This window comes from Embleya sp. NPDC050154 (genome assembly GCF_044460165.1).
In the GTDB taxonomy this organism is placed as follows: Bacteria; Actinomycetota; Actinomycetes; order Streptomycetales; family Streptomycetaceae; genus Embleya.
In genome coordinates this window covers 225,569-243,973 of the sequence record NZ_JBITJP010000004.1, presented here as the reverse complement: position 1 = coordinate 243,973, position 18,405 = coordinate 225,569, and the positions used below count along the sequence as shown (strand labels likewise).

At 70.0% G+C, this 18,405-nt stretch carries 12 protein-coding genes; 3 read left to right on the top strand and 9 right to left on the bottom strand.

Going from position 1 to position 18,405, the window contains the following annotated elements:
* Window positions 1-224: 224 nt before the first annotated feature.
* Window positions 225-1,694, bottom strand: a complete 1,470-nt coding sequence (locus tag ACIBSV_RS10565; RefSeq protein ID WP_395861380.1) for an MFS transporter — start codon at window positions 1,692-1,694, stop codon at window positions 225-227.
* A 146-nt stretch (window positions 1,695-1,840) separates the two neighbouring features.
* Here ACIBSV_RS10565 and ACIBSV_RS10560 point away from each other — a divergent pair, with 146 nt between their 5' ends.
* Window positions 1,841-2,407 carry a TetR/AcrR family transcriptional regulator gene (locus ACIBSV_RS10560; protein WP_395861378.1) on the top strand — a complete coding sequence of 189 codons (567 nt, stop codon included), beginning with the start codon at window positions 1,841-1,843 and terminating at the stop codon, window positions 2,405-2,407.
* Between the two features lie 694 nt (window positions 2,408-3,101).
* Here the strand turns inward: ACIBSV_RS10560 and ACIBSV_RS10555 are convergent.
* Both ACIBSV_RS10555 and ACIBSV_RS10550 read right to left on the bottom strand, forming a co-directional pair.
* A complete protein-coding gene (locus tag ACIBSV_RS10555; RefSeq protein WP_395861376.1) occupies window positions 3,102-4,820 on the bottom strand; it encodes a choice-of-anchor P family protein in 1,719 nt (572 codons plus the stop codon).
* Between the two features lie 742 nt (window positions 4,821-5,562).
* Entirely contained in the window at window positions 5,563-6,012 is a 450-nt protein-coding gene (locus tag ACIBSV_RS10550) for a barstar family protein (protein WP_395861374.1), read from the bottom strand.
* Window positions 6,013-6,585: 573 nt separating this feature from the next.
* Here ACIBSV_RS10550 and ACIBSV_RS10545 point away from each other — a divergent pair.
* Window positions 6,586-7,632, top strand: coding sequence for an LLM class flavin-dependent oxidoreductase (locus ACIBSV_RS10545; protein ID WP_395861372.1), 1,047 nt, complete (start codon window positions 6,586-6,588; stop codon window positions 7,630-7,632).
* A gap of 186 nt (window positions 7,633-7,818) precedes the next feature.
* Here the strand turns inward: ACIBSV_RS10545 and ACIBSV_RS10540 are convergent, their stop codons facing one another.
* From ACIBSV_RS10540 to ACIBSV_RS10530, 3 genes are all read right to left on the bottom strand, one after another.
* Window positions 7,819-8,025: a hypothetical protein gene (locus ACIBSV_RS10540; protein WP_395861370.1), complete on the bottom strand. Its 207-nt coding sequence runs from the start codon at window positions 8,023-8,025 to the stop codon at window positions 7,819-7,821.
* A gap of 940 nt (window positions 8,026-8,965) precedes the next feature.
* Entirely contained in the window at window positions 8,966-10,309 is a 1,344-nt protein-coding gene (locus ACIBSV_RS10535) for a glycoside hydrolase family 18 protein (protein WP_395861368.1), read from the bottom strand.
* Between the two features lie 883 nt (window positions 10,310-11,192).
* Entirely contained in the window at window positions 11,193-11,834 is a 642-nt protein-coding gene (locus ACIBSV_RS10530; protein ID WP_395861366.1) for a hypothetical protein, read from the bottom strand.
* 585 nt (window positions 11,835-12,419) lie between these two features.
* On the opposite strand from ACIBSV_RS10530, the gene ACIBSV_RS10525 reads away from it, so the two are divergent.
* Window positions 12,420-14,723, top strand: a complete 2,304-nt coding sequence (locus ACIBSV_RS10525) for an NACHT domain-containing protein (RefSeq protein ID WP_395861364.1) — start codon at window positions 12,420-12,422, stop codon at window positions 14,721-14,723.
* A 55-nt stretch (window positions 14,724-14,778) separates the two neighbouring features.
* On the opposite strand, the gene ACIBSV_RS10520 is transcribed toward ACIBSV_RS10525, so the two are convergent.
* The 3 genes from ACIBSV_RS10520 to ACIBSV_RS10510 all read right to left on the bottom strand — a co-directional run bounded on the left by ACIBSV_RS10520 (window position 14,779) and on the right by ACIBSV_RS10510 (window position 18,362).
* Entirely contained in the window at window positions 14,779-15,186 is a 408-nt protein-coding gene (locus ACIBSV_RS10520) for a hypothetical protein (RefSeq protein WP_395861363.1), read from the bottom strand.
* A 658-nt stretch (window positions 15,187-15,844) separates the two neighbouring features.
* Window positions 15,845-17,299 carry a DUF4082 domain-containing protein gene (locus tag ACIBSV_RS10515; RefSeq protein ID WP_395861361.1) on the bottom strand — a complete coding sequence of 485 codons (1,455 nt, stop codon included), beginning with the start codon at window positions 17,297-17,299 and terminating at the stop codon, window positions 15,845-15,847.
* 301 nt (window positions 17,300-17,600) lie between these two features.
* On the bottom strand, window positions 17,601-18,362 hold the full coding sequence (locus ACIBSV_RS10510) for an aquaporin (RefSeq protein WP_395861359.1): 762 nt from the start codon (window positions 18,360-18,362) through the stop codon (window positions 17,601-17,603).
* Window positions 18,363-18,405 lie beyond the last annotated feature (43 nt).

Below are 18,405 nucleotides of genomic sequence, written 5' to 3'. Positions count from 1 at the left end.
CACGCACGGCGCGGGCCGAGGACATACCGATCCAGGCTCGGCTCGGCCCGACGCGGTTTCCCGCGCCGGTCCGGGCCGAGCCGCACGTCGTACGTCAATCGGGCGCGCAAACCCCGCGGCGACGCGACGGGGGGCCACCCACCGGCGGCTGCAACGCCCCGGCCCACACCACACCCCCACCAACCATCCCCTGGCTCATCTCCCGGTCAAGGTCGGTGTCGCCGTCAACGGCTGTTCACGGATGCCTCGTTCGAGGTGGGGACCGCATCCGGATCGGTGGAACGTCGCGGCGCCGCGGAGCCTTCCGCGGGCTCGGATCCCACCAGCCACAGGCCGGTGACCACGGCGGTAACCAACGTGACGGTGCCGGCAGCGAGGAAGGCGCTGTTGAGGCCGGTCTCGAAGGAGGCGCCGCCGGATTGCCGGGTGCGGACGACGGCTCCGAGTACCGCCACGCCGAGCACCGCGCCGATCTGCCGGGTGGTGCTGCTGATGCCTGAAGCGAGGCCGCCTTCCTGTGGGCCGACTGCTTGGATGGCGGCTCCCGTCAGTGGGGACATCGTCAGGGCGAAGCCGATGCCGACGACTCCCAGCCGCCACCACACGTTCCCATAGCCGGTGTCGGCGTGCACCATGCCGAGCGCCAGCAGTCCCAGGCCGGCCAGGGCCAGGCCGGTGGTGACCACGATTCGGAAGCCGTAACGGGCGGCGAGCCGGCCCGCGAACGGGCTGACGATCACCATGGCGAGGGTTGCCGGCAGGGTCTGCAGACCGGCGCGCAGGATCGAGCTGCCCTGGACGTACACGAAGAACTGGGAGAAGAAGAACGACGAGCCCATGAGCGCGAACCCCACCACGACCATGGCGGTGTTGGACACGGTGAACAGCCGCTGCCGGAACAGCCGCAGCGGCAGCATCGGGGCGGAACGACGCGCTTCGACGGCGACGAAGGCGGCGAGGAGGATCACCGCGGCGGTGAAGCTGCCCAGGATCACCGGCGACGTGAAGCCGCGGGCACCACCCTCGATCAGCCCGTAGGTCAGCGCCCCCACTCCCGGAACGGACAGCACCGTACCCGGGACATCGATCGCGGGGGCGCCCGGATTGCGGGCCTCTTCAAGGCTGCGCAGGCCGACCAGCAGAAGGACCACGCCGATGGGCAGATTGACCAGGAAGATGGCGGGCCAGCCGAAGGCGTCCGTCAGCACGCCGCCGACCACGGGGCCCGCGGCCAGACCGATTCCGCTGAATCCGGCCCAGAGCCCGATCGCCTTGATGCGATCCTGCGGCACGGGATAGGCGGCGGCGAGCAGGGCCAGCGAGGCTGGGCTCAACGCCGCGGCCCCGATGCCCTGCAGCACCCGACCGGCGACCAGCCAGCCGACCGTGGGCGCGAAGCTGCACAGCACCGACGCGGCGGTGAACACCGCGACCCCCGTCAGGTACACCCGCTTGCGGCCGAACCGGTCGGCGAAGACACCGCCGGACAGCAGCAGCATGGCGACCAGCAGTACGTACGCGTCGACGATCCATTGCAGACCGGTCAGCCGAGTGTGCAGCCTGTGCTGCATATCGGGCAGCGCTGCTCCGACAATCGTGTTGTCGAGCAGGACCATGAATTGGCCCAGGCAGGTCACCGTGAGCAGCACGGCCCGGTTCGGTCGACTGCCTACGGCCGCGGGCGATGCAGCCATGGGAATTCCTTTCCATCGTCGATGGCGCCTTTCCACGGCCGACACGGTCGACCTCCGGGCGCCCTAAAGCAGTCATTGGCTGCGTTAGGCAACTGTAAGGAGGGCTGCTTCAAAAACGCAAGTCACGGCTGCGTTAAAGTGGGGGCATGAACGAGCGACAGCCGGCCCGACGACCCGGCGGGCGCAGCGCCCGCGTCGGCGCGGAGGTACACCGGGCCGTCACCGACCTGATCAGCGAGCGCGGCTACGGCAACTTCACCGTCGGCGAGGTCGCAGCCCGCGCGGGTGTAGCCGACAGCAGCATCTACCGCCGGTGGGGCAGCCTGGAAACCCTGCTCACCGACGTGGCGCTCACCCGCCTCAACGCTCAGTCGCCGATGCCCGACACCGGGAGCCTGGCCGGCGACCTGCGCACCTACGCGGCCAACGTGGCCCGCGAGATCACCGGACCCGACGGTCCGGCGCTGCTGCGCCTGGCCGTCGCCCTGTCCGACAACGGTCCTCAGGGCCTGCAGGCGCGTGACGACCTCCTCGCCGAACGCGCCCGGCAACTGCAGTCCATGCTCGATCGCGCCCGCGAACGCGGCGAGCACCCACCCGACGCGTTCGGCGTGCTGGACCACATCCTGGCCCCGATGTACATCCGCGTCCTGTTCGGCAGGGGCCCGCTCACCCCGGACTACGTCGACGGACTGGTCGACCGATTGTTGTGAACCTCGACCCGGTCCCCGTGATCGGCCCTCGGACGCGGTAACAGGGTCCGCGGCACCAGGGCCTCGTGAGGTGCTCCGCCGCGTGCCGTGTGCCGTGTGCCGTCCCACCTCAGGCACCCGGCCCCCGGCCGGCCCACGCGGCCCGGCCGAAGCCGTCGGCCGGCGACGCGCGTCGCGCGTCGCGCGTTTTCTTGACCCGCCCCGGGCCTCCTCACTCGTCAACCCCCGCGAGGTCAACGGGCGTTCCGTCGTCGCCGAACGCCTCCATCCCCCGGAAGGCCCCGTTTGCCGCACGGTCCGGCCGGACCCGGGGATCGAGCAGGAACGGATCAGGAAGACACCGGGTGGCCGCAACTCCGCCATCCCCGGCAGGTATACGCCCTGTGCATGGTTCGCCGGCCGCCGACCACACCGGGCGAGAGCCGGTGTCGAGGTCCACGCGGGCGGCCCCGTCTCCACACTCGAGCGACCGCCGGTGATCGACGTGTCGGTGCGCCGCTTGTACCGCGAGAACCCGGCCCGTTCCCGGACCACGCCTGTCGAACAGGTCCCGGGCCGACGGTGCCCTATCGGCGGCGGACCCCCGCCCCGCGGAGGCCGAATCGAATCCCGGGACGCGCCCCGACACCAATGCCGACACGCACGGACGCGGCGACCGCGAATGGCCGCCGCGCCCAAGCTCGTCCGCCTCACCTCACGCGGTCGGGCACGTACCTCCCGGCAGCGTCAGCGCCACCCGCGCATGCGACACCACGACGCTCACGCCGGACAACAGTGTGATCCGCAGCGCGTTGACCGTGATCCCCCGACCGCCGGGGTCGACCACTCGCTCGTTCACCCGCACCGTCGCCACCAGCGGGATCGTGATATCCACGTTGACGTTCGGGTTCACCACCGGCACCCCGGCCACCCGCAGGTTCGCCAACGTCACCGAACCGCTCGGCGTCGCACCGCCGTTCGCGTCACCCTGCACCGTGGCGATCGCTTCGACGACGTCCGCCGTGACCAGTCCGCCGAGCAGGTTCACCCCGGCCGTCTCGGCGCGCGCGTTCGCCCGCTGCAGGCCGTTCGCGTCGATCGTGCCCTCCGCGCGGGTGGTGACCACGCCCGCGTTGCCGACGACGCCCAGCGACACCGTCGCGACGTTGTCGGTGTCGACCGCCGCGACGTTCGAGCACGTCACGTCGGACGCGGCGATCGGGCCGATGTTCGCGAGCGGGGACTTCAGTGCGGCCCCGTACGCGTGCGCGTCGAAGCGCATCGTGTCGAACACGACGCTCGCGCACCCCGGCAGGCTCACCCCGACCACGTTCGTAAAGCCCGCCGCGCAGTTCGTGTACGTCCCGCGCACCGCCGAGGTCACCTGGACCTGCGCCGTGCAGGATTCCTGACCTGCCGTCAGGTTGCCGGATACGTCGACCGAGCCCCCACCCGCCGGCGCGACGACCGAGCCGGCATCGCACGTCGTCGTGGTCACCCCGGTCGCCTTGAGCCCGGCCGGCAGCGCGTCCGAGAACGACCAACCGGGCTTGGCGCCCAGCTCGTTCGTGTTCGTGATCGTGAAGGTCAGGGTCGAGGTGCCACCGGTGAGCACCGGTGTCGGCGCGAAGCCGATGTCGACCTGCGGGCTCGCGTCGACGAGCTTGACGTTGTCGAAGGCCACGTCGTTGCCGGTGCCGCTCGGCTGCTCGTTCACCAACCGGATGCCGGCCTGGTTGCCGGCGAACAGCACGGCGCCGTTGCTGGTGAAGGTGCCGACCTTGGCCCCGCCGATCGTCGTCGTGGCATCCACGCACGCCTCGATCGGGCGCGTGAACGCGGGCGTGGCCTGGTCGCCGTCGAGCAGGTAGAAGCTGAACTTGGAGTGGTTGGCGAAGCAGTTGACTTCGGCGATGTCGACCGAGAACGCGATGAAGCGCCGCCCCGCGGGCAACGGGATCGGGGTCGCCGTCTCCAACTGCACCTTGCCGGCGCCCGGATTGCCCGCGGTGTACGCCGTCACGGCGTGGTTCGTGGTCGAGGAACCACCCGACCACTGACCGAGTACGCCCGCGAGGTTCTTGACCTGGGCCCAGTCGCCCGGGACGCACCCACTGCCGGCGGGAGGCGTGGTCGACGCGGCCGGCGACGTGACCCAGCCGTTGCACGCGGTCAACCAGGCCGGGTCGGCGGTGTACGTCTCGCCCACCGGCGGACCGCCGATGTAGTTCGTGAGCAGGGTCGGCGTCGCGCCCTGGCCGTTCTCGAAACCCTCGGCGAAGATCGCCGCGGGCGCCTGCGGCACACCCGGTGTCCCGGGCGCGGCCTGCGCGCCGCCGACGGCGAACGGTGCGGTCAGACCCGCAACGGCCACCGCGATCGATATACCGACGCTGCCGAAGCGTCCGGTGAGTCGTTTTCTCATCGTGGACATGACGAAACCCCTTACGTCGCAAGGTGTCTGACCCCACGACCCGCCCCACGGGGCAGGCCGAGGACGGCGAGGCCGCACCGACCGATCGCGGATACCACGACCGGTCCGGCACATCGCCTTGAGCAGCACAGCACCCACAACGCCGGACGACCGCCTCTCGGCAGCCAAACCACACCTACAGGTGACACCGTCGCGCGCCGGTGCGCGCACCGAACCGCCCCGCGCACCCCCACCGCGGGAGCCGCGCCGCACCCTCGACCGTGCCCCACCACCCCTCACCCCTCACGATCGCCCGGCTCGGCCGACCGCGACGCCCGCCCGGTGACAACGCGTCCACGCCGTCCGCCGCGACCCGACGACCACCAGCGTGGTTTCAAGGTGCCATTCGCTCGACGTAGCCATGCAGATCGCCAAGGCCCCTCACCGCCACGCCGCTGACGGTCCAGCCCGGTACCCTCCGGCATCACGCAGACGCCCTGCCCCCGGCCGGCCCACCGCCCGCAATCCGTCGGCGGGTCGGGATAGCCGAACGCGTACCGGCCCTGCGCCGCCTCGCCCACCCGCCCAGGCCCCCGACACCCGGACCCGACCCGAAGCCGGCATCCGGAGCCCCGCCGAGCGCGACGGGGTCCCGGAGCGGCCGGTGCCGGGGCGGGCGGGTGGCGGGATCGCGTTCGCGTTCGCCGGCGCGATCCGGCCGTCCCCGGCGGCCAACCGCCCCAAAACCTCGCAACGCCAGCGGCTACCACGCACCCACGTACAGGTTCACCACGCGCCGGGGGACCACCGGCTTCAAGACGGAAATGAACTCCGCGGTGGTCTCCAACTCCATGACACATCGCATGAATTGCCGTAGATCGCGACGGTGCATCCCGTCGAGCCCGCGCATGACGGTAACCACCGGCTCCTCGCTCGCCACGACGAAATCGGAATAGCAGTCGGTGTAGGCGGGCCAATTCTCTCCGAACCAGTCCGGGAAATCGTAGGTTCGGGCCAACGCTTGCAGCACGTCAAGCTCCGAGCCCCCCTTCGGGACGTCGACATCCAGCCGTACGAAACCGGCCGCGACGAATCTCTCGACCGCGGTCTGCGCCGTGGACTCGTCTACCAGGTACGGCCTTTCCCCCAGCGCGGCCAGGACATCCGCCCCGTCGACCCAACCGGCCAACCTGCGCCGGGCACCAACGACCACGGATCCGTGGAATCCTTCGGCGCGTCCTCCAGCCTCTGCCAACCACCAAGGCTCCCGATCCCCACCCTCGACCTCCTCACCCACACCGTGACCGCATCGCCCTCCTTCGGGCACGACGAGGCCATGCCCGCCGTCTGCCCCCAATGACAACGCGCCGCACGCTGTTTGGAGCCTCCCCGCCGGACGACTCCGAAGGGGCCGCCGCACCGCGAAGAGCCGCCGACACTCCCCGAGGTCGGCGGGTGCGGGGAACGCCCGGGCACCCGATGTGTGGAAACGGGCGGGTGAGGGAAGGCCACGTTCGTCGTCCCCCCGGACTCGGTCGGCATCCCGTCGACCGTTTCGCCGGTGATGATCAGCCGACTCAACGCCTCCTGACCGGTGGCCGGTTGTTGCGCCACCCGCGGGTCCTGCGCACGAAGCTCCCTCCCCGTTCGCGCGGCACCTTCCCGATCCTGAGACCGCTGCGGTAGGCCCACCGGCGCACTGGGGAGCATGATTTCGACCAAAGGACGACAGCACACTGCAACCGGAGTGGTTCAGCTGTCTCACTCGACGGCGAGGAGAGTCGCCATGCGGACCGGCATCGTCACGACAGCAGGGCCGGGTGTGGAACACCTGGCCGCCCGCGCGGAGGAACTCGGCTTCGACAGTTTCTGGGTGTACGACACGCCGATGATCCACGGCGATCCGTTCGTGAGTCTCGCACTCTGCGCCAAGTCCACCCACCGGATCAGGCTCGGCATCGGTGTCACCTCACCGGTACTGCGTTCCGCGCCCGCCGCGGCGGCGGCCGTCGGCAGCCTCAACGCCCTCGCCCCCGGCCGCATCGTCTGCGGGGTCGGCACCGGCAACACGGCGCGCCGTACGCTCGGCATGCGGCCCACGAAGACGGCGGAACTGGAGTCGTTCACGGCCGCCCTACAGGATCTCACCGCGGGCCGCGAAACGGACTACCGCGAGGGGACCCGGTCCAGCAGAGTGCGATTCCTGCACGTCGGGCCGTACGTCGACACCGAGGCTCCCGTGGAGTTCGTCGTGGCCGCGTTCGGCCCGAAGGCTGCCGCGGTCGCCGGCCGGCTCGGCGCGGGAGTGATCTCCTTCGGGATGCACGACCCCGCGGCCTGGTCCGCCCTCGGCCGGGCCCGGCGGGCGGCGGCGCGGAACGCGGGCAGCACCGAGAAGACCCGTGCGTATCTCATGTCCTCCCTGCATGTCCTCGCCGACGGCGAGGACCGCTACGGCGATCCGGTCAAGGACTCGATGGGGCACATCGCACTGAGCGCACTGATCCTCGGCGCGGAGGACCCCGCCCTCCGCGCGGCCCTGCCTCCGGAAGAGGCCGCGGCCGTCGACCGTCTGCTCGAGTTGCGCGGCACCACCCTCACCGACCCCAAGCTTCACCAAGCGCTCTACCGCAACTACCTCAATCGGCTCTCCCCCGAGGACCGCGAGCTCATCCTGCCCTCCCTGGTGGACAGATTCGGCCTGGTCGGTACCAGGGCCGAGGTCACCGAACGGATCAACGCGCTGGAGAAGTCGGGGGTCGACGAACTGGTGATCCAGCCCGTCGTGGACCCGGAGACCGAAATGGTCGAGCTCGCACGGCTGCTCGCCTGAAACTCGGCAAAGAACGGCCGTCGGATCGTCCAGCGGGCCGTTCGGCCGTTCAGACCGCTCGGGCTGTTCGGGGTGGCGGCGGACAGGCTGCCCTGTGCGTACCCGCCCCTCGACCGCCAGGGTCAAGTCGATCGTGCGGTCCCTCAAGCGTCGACTGGCCGCTCGGCGATTCCCCCCGTTGTAGGGTCAGATGACCCCTTGCGGGGTGCCGCTTTCGCTGAACGTGTTGCCGCTCGGCATCAGCCCGGTTCCGCCCGTGTCGGCGTACCACAGGCTGTTGCGCGGGAAATCCCGGTGGCTGGGGGCTTTTCCGGTGGCGGTGTCGAGTCGGAGCCCGACGTACGAGGCTCCGGCAGCGCCCGGCACCGCCGGCGCGCAGAGGCCGGTGAGCACGCGGCGCCGGGGCCGCGAGGCGCCCGGGCCCGTCTCAGCTCCTCGCTGCGAGAGTCGCCGACACGCACGCCACGTTCGACCGGGAACACAACGCCGCGACGTCCGATGCGCTCATGGACGGCGTCGTGGGGAAGTCCATGACCGGCGGCCGCTCCACAGGCACGGCGGACGACCCCTCGTCGAGCACACGCGTCGCCACCCACGCCGCCACAACAACGAACACGTAGACCAGCACGTGCTTGCGGAACCGACGCACAACTCCCCCGGGTCCCGGATGACGACAGCGTAACCACCGCCCCCGACAGCAACGTTCGCCGACGCATCATCACATCGGTCGGAATGTGCCACGGCGAAACTTCTTGCCGCCGTGCGGAGCTGACGAGGCATCGGCGTGGGCCGCGGCCACGGCCGGGCCGGTGTCCGGGACCGGGAGCTCGCCCTCCGACGCGGCACAAGGCCACGTCGGGTTCGCGGCAACGGCTTGAACACGGCGGCACTTCCGGTCGCCGCGCTCGGCCGGATGGATGGATGGATGGATGGATGGCTGGATGTCGTGTCTCCGGCCGGCGAACCGACGGCGAACGGCCCGGTGGTTGCCGTGATGATCGGGTGCCCCCTCCCCCGCGACCCGCATCTCCCCCTGCGTGGGCGCCCCGCGGACAAGGCGGCCCGACCCGACCAGTACCAACGCGCCCTGTGAGCCCGGGTCGTGTGTGCTCGGGAAGCCTCTCACGCGGGGCGCAGGGGCCGTCGGCGGGCGACTGGTGATGTGGCCCAGGACCATCACGTCCGGACGTGATGGTCCTGGCGGAACAGGCCAAGGGTGCGCGAAAGGTTGACGCAGATGCCTTCATGGCCGCTACCGGAGAATGCGGACTGCGCGCCGCCACGGTCGAGTTCGTCGAGACCGCGGCGGCCGACAGCCGGCAGTGGCGGGTCGCTAGCGTCGCAGGCCGCGGTCCAGGGCGGCGATGCCGCTGCCTCGGGCGTCGTCGCCGTCCAAAGCCCAGATCATGACGCCGGCCAGATCGTGCCGGCGGGCGTAGCGGGCCTTGGCGGTGAGGATCTCGGCGTTGTCATACGTGTAGAAGGTGTTGCCGTCGTATTTCCACGAGGCGCCGTGGTTTCGGTCGACGTAGGTGGTGCCGGGGTGGGCGCCGAGTTCCTTGTAGGTGAGGTCCGGTGCGGTGGCGGTGGCCTTCTGGTAGAGGCCGTTGCGGTCGCCTGCCGGGACGCCGGTCCAGCCGTGGCCGTAGAACGGGACGCCCAGAACGGTCTTTCGGGAGGGCAGGCCGAGTCGGGCGTAATGGTCGACGGCCTTGTCGGCGCTGCGTTGGCGGGCGTCGGGGTCGGTGGGGTCGGAGTACAAGTTGGCGTGGTGATTGGTGGGGCCTTTGCTTTCCCACGCGCCGTGGAGGTCGTAGGTCATCAGGTTGATGAAGTCGACCGAGGCGGAGACCTTGGGGATCTCCAGGCGGTCGGCAACCACGGAACTGGCCGGGAGCGCGGCGGTCAGCAGGTAATGCCGAGGCTTGGGGCGTTCGCCCCGGGTCTTGGCCTTCTGCGCGGCGTACTCGTCGAGTTGCTTGCGGAACTCGGCCATCAGCAGCGTGAAGTTGCGGCCGTCCTCGGGGCGTTCGACGTTGCCTTCCGCGCCGCCGCCGCCCGGGTACTCCCAGTCGACGTCGATGCCGTCGAAGACGCCTTCGGCGGCGCCGGGCCCGCCCTCGGGAGCGCCGCCGAGCCGCGGCACGTCGCCCTTGATGTAGAGGTCGATACAGGAGGAGACGAACTTCTTGCGCGACTGGTCGGTGGCGGCGGCGTCGGAGAAGTACTTGGACCAGGTCCAGCCGCCGAGCGCGATGACCGCCTTGAGCTGCGGGTTCGCGGCCTTCAGTTTGCGCAGTTGGTTGAAGTGGCCCTTGAGTGCCTGGCGGGGGGTGTCGGCCACGCCGTCCACCGACTCGGCGGCGGTGAACGGGCGCTGGTAGTCGTCGTAGGCGTAGCCCTGACCCTCGATGTTGGCCTCGAAGCAGGTGCCCTCCGCGGAGACGTTGCCGAAGGCGTAGTTGATCGTGGTCAGCTTGGCGGCCTGGCCGGTCTTCTGGACGCGTTTGGCGGAGCTGTCGGGGCCCCACTGGGTGAAGTACCCGATCCGCTGGCCTTTCGGCTTCGGACCGTGCGGCCCGTTGCCGGCGGCGGCGGTCGCGGTGGTGGCAGAGGTGGTGGCGAGCAGCACGGCGGCGGTGACGGCCGCGAGCAGACCGGATGGACGAACGGTCACGAGCGCCTACTTTCCGACGGGGCGTCACGGCGCCCTGGGCCAGACATGGCAAAGGTCTAGTCCATTCCGTCGCACGTGTACAAGGGGTGCGTTCGGATCGGTGCAATATGCAAAACGGTGTTTCATCATGGCCCGCTGGGCGGCGGCCGGCCTGGTCGGGCAGATCCGCGACCATCTCCGCAAGCGCATCCGGCGCGGGATGGGCCGAGCCCCCGGGGCGGTCGCCACCGTCATCGACTCCCAGTCCGTGAAGGCCGCGGAGACCGCTGGTCGAACGATCGATCGCCTGGGTCATGCACGCCCGCCGGCCCGCCCGCGACCTACGAACACCTCATCCGGAACTCCGAGTCGCTCATCACCTGGGCCGCGATCACCCTGATGACCAGGCGAATCACCCGCCGCACCTCCCGCCGGGCCGGCCCGCCGCCCTCACGCGAGGCCCACCGGGACTGACCACGGTCCCTACCGCGACCGCGAACTGCGGCTTCCGACGCACGCACCCTCGCACAGAGCCGACCCGCTCATCGAGGCCCCGGGTCGACTCCGCTCGGGCCGGGTGAGACGTATCCCGGTCCGCGTGCGCGTCGAGGTCACAGACGGCGCAGCGGGACGTCCGTCGGAGTGGCCGTGGACCGGGTGATCTCGACCTACGCGGTGGAACACGTGCCGTGCGCGTGGATCGCCCAGGCCCGGTCCGGAGGCCGTGTGGTCACGCCGTGGGGGCGGTTGGGTCACGTCGCGTTGACGGTCGCCGACGGACGACGCCGGAGACCGGCCGACGTGAACGACCCGCCCGCACGGATCGTCGGCGCGCCGCCGGACCGCCCTCCCGGCACGGATCGTTGCCCCGCGTCGGCCGACGCCCGGTACGGGGCGGTGGCGGCTACGCCTTCGGCTGTTCCGGGAAGTCTCCGGTGGGCAGGCCCAGGAGGACGCGGATGCGGTACGCGAGATCGGAATCCGGGGGGTCCAACTCCCGTATCGCACGAGCGAGTTGCTCTCGGGTCCTCGCTTCGATGATCTTGAGCCAGGAGGGCCGCATGGACACGTTTTCGCGCGCGAGCGCGTCCGCGAGCGGGGCGACGTCGGCCGGCCACGGGGTCGCGGCGAGCTGCCGGGACTCCTCGTCCTCGGCGGCGAGCCGGTCGACGGCGAGGACGCGCACCTCGGACCACGGACGGCCGTCCTCGATGGCCTCCTCGAACGCGTTGATCGCCCGGTTTCGGCCCGACACGATCTGCTGGTAGCGCCGCGCGGCCTCGGCACGCGTCAACGTGGCGCCGGTACGCGGCGGCAGGCTGAATGGAGTTGCCTCCGGGACGGCGCGAGTGGCCGGGCTCCCGGGCCGAGTCGCCGGCGATCCCGACGAGGTCGCCTTCGGGGCGGCACGGGCGGTCGAGGATGCGGCCGGTTCGGGGCGGCTGCCGGCCGCGAGGTCGGTCGCGGCCGAACAGCCGATGACGGAGACGGATATCAGGGCCGTGCTCGCGAGAGCGGCAAGCACGGTACGGGGATTGTCGATCACGAGGACGTGAGCATAAGCCTCCCGCACACCGGCACGGCAGGCGGGGTCACGGCTCGTTCGGGCGCGCCCCCGGGAGCGAACCCACTCGGGCGTCCGGACGACCCCGGTTCCCCCGCCCACGCGAACTCTCCTCGTCCACTGGGGCCTTGCCACCTCCGGCCGCCACGTTCCCGCCACGGGCCACCGCGGTTGCACCGTCGTCGCCGAGGACGACCACACACTCGCCGAACATCCGGCGATGCCCGCGTCCCGCGGCGGCGTCACGGACAACCATCCCAGGGATCGGCGGCGAGAGGTGCGGATGCGGCCCGGGCCGCGTCGGCGACGACGCCGACATCACCGCCCGCATCGATGCCGAGATCAGTTCGATGATCCGGGCGTTCACGGCGCGCTGCTCGGCAACGAATGTCCTGAGTTCTGAAGGCCCGCGCGGGGCCTCGGCCGCGGATGTGGACACGCCTCGCTCGGTGTCGATGGTGGCGTTTCGGGATTGCGCATAGGCAACGGCCGAGAGCGCGTTCGCCAAGGATCCTTGGTCCTGGAAAGCCCTGCGGCCGTTCGCGTCGGGTCGGGATGATGCCTGTCATGGGCACTCACGGGGGACGCAAGGTCGCTTTGGCTTGGGCACTGGTGTGCTTGGTGGCCGTGGTCGTGGCTGCGGTGTGGGGGTTGCGCGGGGTCAAGCCCGGGGACGACTTCGACCCGATCGGGGCACTGGGGGTGCTGTTCGGGACGGGTGTGGCGGTGTGGTCGGGGCTCATGACCCGGGCGGCCCTGCGTCAACAGGCTCCCAACCTCGCGTTCGCCGACGACCTGGCCCGTCAGGTGAAGTTGGTCGAAACGGCCGAGCGGGCGCGGATGCTGGGCGAGGACAGCCCGCGCATCGACGTCAGATTCGTCCTGCGCCCGGCCGCCCGGCGCAGCGCCGCCGGCGCCGGGTCGGAGGGGCGGCTGAGCACGGTGGTCGACTACTACGCCAAGTTGCGTCCGCGGCGGTTGGTGATCACCGGGGCTCCGGGGGCGGGCAAGACGGTCCTGGCGATCGAGTTGGTCCTGGGTCTGTTGGATCTCGAGCGCAAGGCTTCGGATCCGGTGCCGGTGCGGATGTCGTTGGCCTCGTGGTCCACGCTGCCCGACGCGGTGCCCGTGACGGTCGAGGCGGCAGGGGCGGCGGTGCGTTCGTGGGTGTGCGCTCATCTGGTGCGCAACTATCGGATCACGTCGGTGGTCGCGAAGGCGTTGGTCGAGGCGGGGCTGATCCTGCCCGTCCTGGACGGTTTGGACGAGATGGACGCGGAGGATCCGGGCCCCAATTTCGGCCGGGGGTGGCGGGCGCTGGAGGTGCTGAACGCGTACCAGCACGGTCGTGAGAAGGCGGGTCTGGTCCTGACGTGCCGCAGCGGGCCCTACGACGGTCTGCAGGTGTGGGCCAAGGACGCCGCGCGTGTGGAGATCGTGCCCGTGACCTTTTCCCAGGCGCGGCAGTTCATCTTCGACCGTGTCGACGACCGCGCGCGTTGGCGGAATGTGACCGACACCCTCGACCGCGAGCCGTTCGGAAGCGTCGCACGGGTTCTGTCCACGCCCTGGCGGCTGATGATGGCCGTGACCGTGCATGAGCAGCGTGACGCCCGCGGCTTCCACTTGCCGCAATTCCATCCCGACAACCTCCTCTCGCCTCGACCGGGTGGTGAAGCGGCGATGCGTCACCACCTCAACAGGCTCTTCGTGCTGGCCGCCACCACTGATCAGCTCGCACGCGACGGGCGACGGCCGGGATACACCCCGGCTCAAGTGCACACGTGGTTGGGCGTGTTGGCCGGCTACCTCAGGGCGAACACCGTCACGTGGCGCCACGTCGGCGGGCGCACGCTGTCCGGGACCGACATGATCCTCCACGAGATGTGGCCGCTGGCCGGCCCGCGACGACCCAGAGCCGTCCACGGATTCCTGTGCGCGGTCCCGCTCGGGCTGGGCATGTTGTTGTTGACCGCTCTCTTCGATCGATTCGAATTCTCCGCGGAAAAGCTCCAGGGGGCAGGCACGGTGGCTGCCATCTGCGGCGTCGGGGTGGCGTGTGCCTGGTACAACGTTTGGCCGTCACCCGCATACCTGTCACCCCTGCGCATCCGGCCGCGTCATGGAGGTCCCACCGCGGTGGAGCGCATCGCCGGGGGGCTCACGATCGGGGTCGAAGGAGCGGTGATACTGCGATTCCTGTACGGCTACACGGATGTGACCGTGTCCGTGGCGATCGCGCTGATCGCGTTGCTGATCACCGGGCACGAGTCGGCCGGCAGGGTCGGCTTCACGAACCCGCGCAACCTGATCAGGTCCGACGTAGCGGCCTGGCTCGGCATCGGATTCGCCTGCGGTGCGGGATTGCTGGCCTACATCGTTATGGGGTGGGTCGGCGAGGATGCGATGGGGCTCGTCCTCGGGCTCGTCTGCACACTCGGAATGGGATTCGGATTCGCCCTCGCGGCGAGGTTCGGTGTCGGAACCGGCAGCGGGGTCGAAGTCGCGGCGCGGCTCGCGGCCGGGCTGGTGCCCGCACTCGCACTCGTCCTGGCCGTCGCGCCCCAGCTCCGACCCGGACTGTTCGATTGGGCCCTCGCCATCGTGAGGAGCGTTGTGCTCGTGGCCCTGCTTGCCGGGGGAATGCTGCTGTGCGTCAACGGATTCGTCGGGGGCGCGGGAGTTCGATATCTCGCCCTGCTGCTGTGTACCCGCCGCGGACCCCGGCGGTTGCCGTGGCGACTGGGGCGGTTCCTGGCCTGGGCCACCGACGCCGGACTCCTCCGCGTCTCGGGAACCGCCTACCAGTTCCGCCACCGTGAACTTCAGGAATGGCTCGCCGACAACCCCACACCACCCCCAGCCCCCTGAACACCCCAACCACCCCCAGGTACCGCGCTGTTCCCCGGGCGACCGAGCGCTCCGGCTAGCGCGGCGGGCCCGGCATGGGCGGCGCGGACGGGTTGTATGCCGGGGCACCGTACGACGCGCCCACGCCGGCCGGTGCCGATCCGCGCCTCGTACCGCCGACCGCGATCGAGATGGACGCGGCGATCAGACCGACACCGGCGAGGCTCATCGACAGGCCGCCGTTCTCGGAGCCGTACGCGACGGAATAGTTGTTCTGTCCGCCCGATACGCAGCGAGTGGCTTCCTTGCTGCCGGAATCGGGCCTGCACACCCACTCGTTGAAGTGCCCTCGCTTGGCGTCGTCCTCGTCCTGCTCGACGAATCCCATTCCGAGCAGTACGAACCCCGCTACCAGAAAGATCAGTTGGAGAATGCGTGCGATCGGATGCATCTGTTGAGGCCTCGCCCGTTCGAAGTCGTCCACCACTGGAAGTCGTTCACTACTACGTGAGTCGCGGGCGACGGCGTGCACCGCGCACCCACGGTGCCGACAGGTGCCGGAGCCGCCCACGGACGAGCCTCCGACGGCCCGGTGGGATCAACTGTGGCGGCCCGCAGACCCGGTGGGGAGAACAACGGCGTCCCACCTCGACCTGGGACGTGCATCCCTCCGCCGACCTGCGTAAACACCGCGAGAATGGGACGGGTTCATACGGCCGCGATCATGGAGCGGCGCCGGCTTGTCGTCCGGGACGGACAGCCTGTCACCCTCGAAACGGTACGGGCCCGCCCCCGCCGAGCTCGGAACTCGTGTGCCCGCGCGGTCCGACGGCCGGACGGGGGTGAGCGGGCGTCGAACCGCGCGAGTGCCGACCACGGGGGAAGCCGGCACCGGACGACTACCCGAGCCACGAAAGGCAACACCCCTGCGACCGTGGGTGCTTACCCGGTCCCCACCGGGCTGCAAGGTGGCGAACCGCGGTCGGAGGAGCGTCGTCCGGTTCCCGGGCCTTGAGGGGGCGGACCCGATCGGGGAAGCAAACTGGCAACGAACCGGCCGGAGAAGCAACCGACGCCGCACCCACCGGGCATCGGTCGACGACACACATCAACCAGCGATCGGATGATCCGAACGAGACGGTCTAGTTGTTGGTGGTGAAGACGACGTCCACCCAGAAGTTGGTGTCGTTCCGGGTGCTGGTCGGGAAGCCGCTGGAGCCGTACTTGTACACGCCGTTGCCGCCGACGCTGCCGGATGCCGGGGCGGTGACCGCACCCCCGGCCGCGTCCGTCAATCCGCCGTCGGTGAGGGAGTACCGGCCTGCGGGGGCGAAGTACGAGGCCACGTAGGTGACGTTGGGACTGATCCAGACCGGTTGGGCGAACGTCACCTGCTGCCAACCCGATTCCGACTCGTTGGTGAACGTGGCGGTGGCGAGTTGATAGCCCCCGCCGGTCCAGATGGTTCCGGTGTGCGGACCGGTGTTGCCCGGGCCCTTGTAGAACCGCAGGCCGGTGGCGAATCCGCGCGTGTTCGCACCGAATTTGACGCCGACTTCGATGCTGGTGGCGTCGTCCTCCGCGAGCACGGCCGGCGTCGCGTTCGAGGGCCAGATGGTGCAGGACGGGTTGCAGACGGGTGGCGGGCTGTCGGCCGTGGTGAAGGTCCAGCTCTTGGTGGGCATCGGGGTGCCGTCGAGGGATTTCACGCCGATCAGGTCGACGAAGTAGGTGTTGGCGGGCTCCAGGTGGTAGGTGAGATCGAAGGTGGTGATGCGGCTGGTGGCGTTGTAGGTCGTGCTGCCGGGGCGGCCGCCGCTCTCGCCCTGCCAGATCACCCAACGGATGGTGGAGGGTTGCACTTCCCGGTCGAAAGTGGCGGTGATGTTGGTGTCTACCGGGACGGAGGCCTCCCCCTGCGTCGGGGAGATGTCGATGACCGCCGGCGCAGGACCGGGAGCGTCGGAGGTGTTGAACACCGGGTCGACCCAGTAGTTGGTGTCGTTCCAGGTCGAGTTCGGGAATCCGGTGCCGTAGAAGTACACCCCGTTGCCGCCGGCGGTGTCGCTCGCGGGTGCGGTGAGCGGGCCGCGGACGTGCGCGGTGGTCAGACCGCCCTGGTCGGCGCTGTACCTGCCGTTGGGCGCGTGATACGAGGCCACGTAGATGGTGCCGGCGGTGACCGGGACGGGCTGGGCGAAGTTCACCTGTTGCCAGCCGGAGTCGGACTCGTCGGTGAACGTGGCGGTGGCCAGTCGATCGCCGGACGCCGACCACAAGGTGCCGGTGTGCGTGCCGGTGTTGGTGGCGTCCTTCCAGAAACGTACGCCGGTGATGTAACCGGCCTGGTCCGCTTGGAACTTGACGCCGAGTTCGGTGGCGGCGGTGTCCGGATCGGGACCGGAGGAGGGCTGTTCGGTCGATGCCCACAGGGTGCAGGGGCAGATGACCGGCTGGGCCGGGTCGCCGTTGACGCCGATGTCCGTGGAACCCGCCGCCGCCCGGGCTGTCCCCGGTGCGGCGACGGTTAACGCGAGCAGTAACGCGAGGATTGTCGGAATAGTTGCCCTGTGCAGCCTTGGCCAAGCTATGTTCATGGGTGTCCCCCACTCGAACATCACTTCCCGGGGCGGTTGTCCCGGGGCCGAGCTATGGGAGAGTCTGGCGCACGCCCCGGCCCGTTGTCCGGGGTTCGTCCGCTCGTGAAGCGGGTCGTGGGGTTCCGCACGACCGTCCGGGGGACCCGCGAGGGTGGCGATCACCGGCGGCACCGTGCTCGTGAGGACCGTGCGGCAGGGGGCACGGCGCCCGGCGAAGTCCGTGACCTACAGCGTGGACTACGGCAGCGCCGTGCAGGCGGCGGCATCCGCTCGTCGGATGGACCGAACCGACATCGGCTCAGGTTTCGGTCTCGGTCTCGGTTTCGGTTCCCCCAGGGTTTACACCCGGGGCAGCGATGGGCTTCGGGAAGAGCAGCCTGTGAATGCCGGCGGCCAGGATGCCACCCACGAGGGGGGCGACGATGAAGAGCCACACCTGATCGAGGGCTTTCCCGCCGACGATGAGGGCAGGCCCGAGACTGCGGGCCGGGTTCACCGACGTTCCGGTGATCGGAATCCCGATGAGGTGGCACACGGCGAGCGACAGCCCGATGGTGAGCCCTGCCATCGTGGCATTCGCGGTTCTACCGGTTACGCCAAGGACGACAAAGACAAAGAGAGTGGTCAGCACCACCTCGATCAGAAAGGCACCGCCCCCGTTGATATGGATGGCACTGGCGTCACCCCAGCCGTCGGCCCCAAGGCCGGTGGTCGAACGGCTGTAAAGGGGCGAACCGACGAACGTGGCCCATAGGAGCAAAGCCCCGAGAATCCCGCCCACGAACTGCGCAACCCAGAAACCGACCGCCTCCACCAGCGAAATTGCACCCGCCAAAAGGGCTCCGAGGGTGACGGCCGGATTGACGTGACAGCCCGAAATGGGACCGAGCACGTACGCCAGGGCCAAAAGAGTGAGGCCGAACGCGAGTGCGGTCGCGACCACGCCGGCGGCGTAACTGGTCCCCGTGGTGCCGAAGCCGAACGACAACGTGGCCACACCGACAGCGACGTATACGAGCAGTCCCGTCCCCAGCAATTCCGCAGCCAGCTTGCGCACCATGTCGTTCCCTTCCAAGGCGAGTACCAGAGGATCACCGCGGTCT